Genomic DNA, 2143 nt, shown 5'->3' with positions numbered 1-2143 from the left:
TGAACAAATTATTTCAACTCAAATATATTCTGTTAATGATTTTTCCAGCCTTCGTCAGGTCAGGAAACTGTGATAAATCACAGAGATTATCAAGTGCGCGTATCATAACGCTTGTACTTGTTAATCTCTAGGATCTCATCACTTGATCGCTTAAGGACTAAACTAACAATCAACTGATTGTCTATTTATTAGCTTTTGTCTTTATACATTCCGTAGGAATGTATGGTGGAGACTAGGAGAGTCGAACTCCTGACCTCCTGCGTGCAAAGCAGGCGCTCTACCAACTAAGCTAAGTCCCCAGCTTATCAATAAGTCAATGTTTCTGATTTTCCGTACTTCGTCAGTAGTGGTGGGTCTGACAAGACTTGAACTTGTGACCCCACGCTTATCAAGCGTGTGCTCTAACCAACTGAGCTACAGACCCTCAGATACATCGTATGAAGAACAACTTGTTGTGGATTCTTACCAATCGTCAATCTTTCGTTAAGGAGGTGATCCAGCCGCAGGTTCCCCTACGGCTACCTTGTTACGACTTCACCCCAGTCATCTGCCACACCGTGGTAAGCGTCCCCCCTAAGGTTAGACTACCTACTTCTGGTGCAACAAACTCCCATGGTGTGACGGGCGGTGTGTACAAGGCCCGGGAACGTATTCACCGCGGCATTCTGATCCGCGATTACTAGCGATTCCGACTTCATGGAGTCGAGTTGCAGACTCCAATCCGGACTACGATCGGCTTTTTGAGATTAGCATCCTCTCGCGAGGTAGCAACCCTTTGTACCGACCATTGTAGCACGTGTGTAGCCCTGGTCGTAAGGGCCATGATGACTTGACGTCGTCCCCGCCTTCCTCCAGTTTGTCACTGGCAGTATCCTTAAAGTTCCCGGCTTAACCCGCTGGCAAATAAGGAAAAGGGTTGCGCTCGTTGCGGGACTTAACCCAACATCTCACGACACGAGCTGACGACAGCCATGCAGCACCTGTATGTAAGTTCCCGAAGGCACCAATCCATCTCTGGAAAGTTCTTACTATGTCAAGACCAGGTAAGGTTCTTCGCGTTGCATCGAATTAAACCACATGCTCCACCGCTTGTGCGGGCCCCCGTCAATTCATTTGAGTTTTAGTCTTGCGACCGTACTCCCCAGGCGGTCTACTTATCGCGTTAGCTGCGCCACTAAAGCCTCAAAGGCCCCAACGGCTAGTAGACATCGTTTACGGCATGGACTACCAGGGTATCTAATCCTGTTTGCTCCCCATGCTTTCGCACCTCAGTGTCAGTATTAGGCCAGATGGCTGCCTTCGCCATCGGTATTCCTCCAGATCTCTACGCATTTCACCGCTACACCTGGAATTCTACCATCCTCTCCCATACTCTAGCCAACCAGTATCGAATGCAATTCCCAAGTTAAGCTCGGGGATTTCACATTTGACTTAATTGGCCACCTACGCGCGCTTTACGCCCAGTAAATCCGATTAACGCTTGCACCCTCTGTATTACCGCGGCTGCTGGCACAGAGTTAGCCGGTGCTTATTCTGCGAGTAACGTCCACTATCCAAGAGTATTAATCTCGGTAGCCTCCTCCTCGCTTAAAGTGCTTTACAACCAAAAGGCCTTCTTCACACACGCGGCATGGCTGGATCAGGGTTCCCCCCATTGTCCAATATTCCCCACTGCTGCCTCCCGTAGGAGTCTGGGCCGTGTCTCAGTCCCAGTGTGGCGGATCATCCTCTCAGACCCGCTACAGATCGTCGCCTTGGTAGGCCTTTACCCCACCAACTAGCTAATCCGACTTAGGCTCATCTATTAGCGCAAGGCCCGAAGGTCCCCTGCTTTCTCCCGTAGGACGTATGCGGTATTAGCATCCCTTTCGAGATGTTGTCCCCCACTAATAGGCAGATTCCTAAGCATTACTCACCCGTCCGCCGCTAGGTTAAGTAGCAAGCTACCTTTCCCCGCTCGACTTGCATGTGTTAAGCCTGCCGCCAGCGTTCAATCTGAGCCATGATCAAACTCTTCAGTTTAAAATCAGTAGTACCTTTAAAGGGCACCAATCTTGGCTCATCAATTTTCTGACAAATATTTCTCAAATAAACTTCGAGTAATTTCTACCATCAATCAATGAAAATAATTTCGATCAATCAA

At 48.8% G+C, this 2143-nt stretch carries 2 tRNA genes and 1 rRNA gene; all 3 read right to left on the bottom strand.

Going from position 1 to position 2143, the window contains the following annotated elements:
• Window positions 1–223: 223 nt before the first annotated feature.
• Window positions 224–299 (bottom strand) — tRNA-Ala (locus NI468_RS15955).
• Between the two features lie 48 nt (window positions 300–347).
• Window positions 348–424: transfer RNA gene (locus tag NI468_RS15950), tRNA-Ile, on the bottom strand.
• 60 nt (window positions 425–484) lie between these two features.
• A 16S ribosomal RNA gene (locus NI468_RS15945) occupies window positions 485–2022 on the bottom strand.
• Window positions 2023–2143 lie beyond the last annotated feature (121 nt).

It is taken from the genome of Acinetobacter lwoffii (assembly GCF_024129355.1).
In the GTDB taxonomy this organism is placed as follows: Bacteria; Pseudomonadota; Gammaproteobacteria; order Pseudomonadales; family Moraxellaceae; genus Acinetobacter; species Acinetobacter lwoffii_I.
This window is presented reverse-complemented; position numbering and strand designations above follow the sequence as displayed.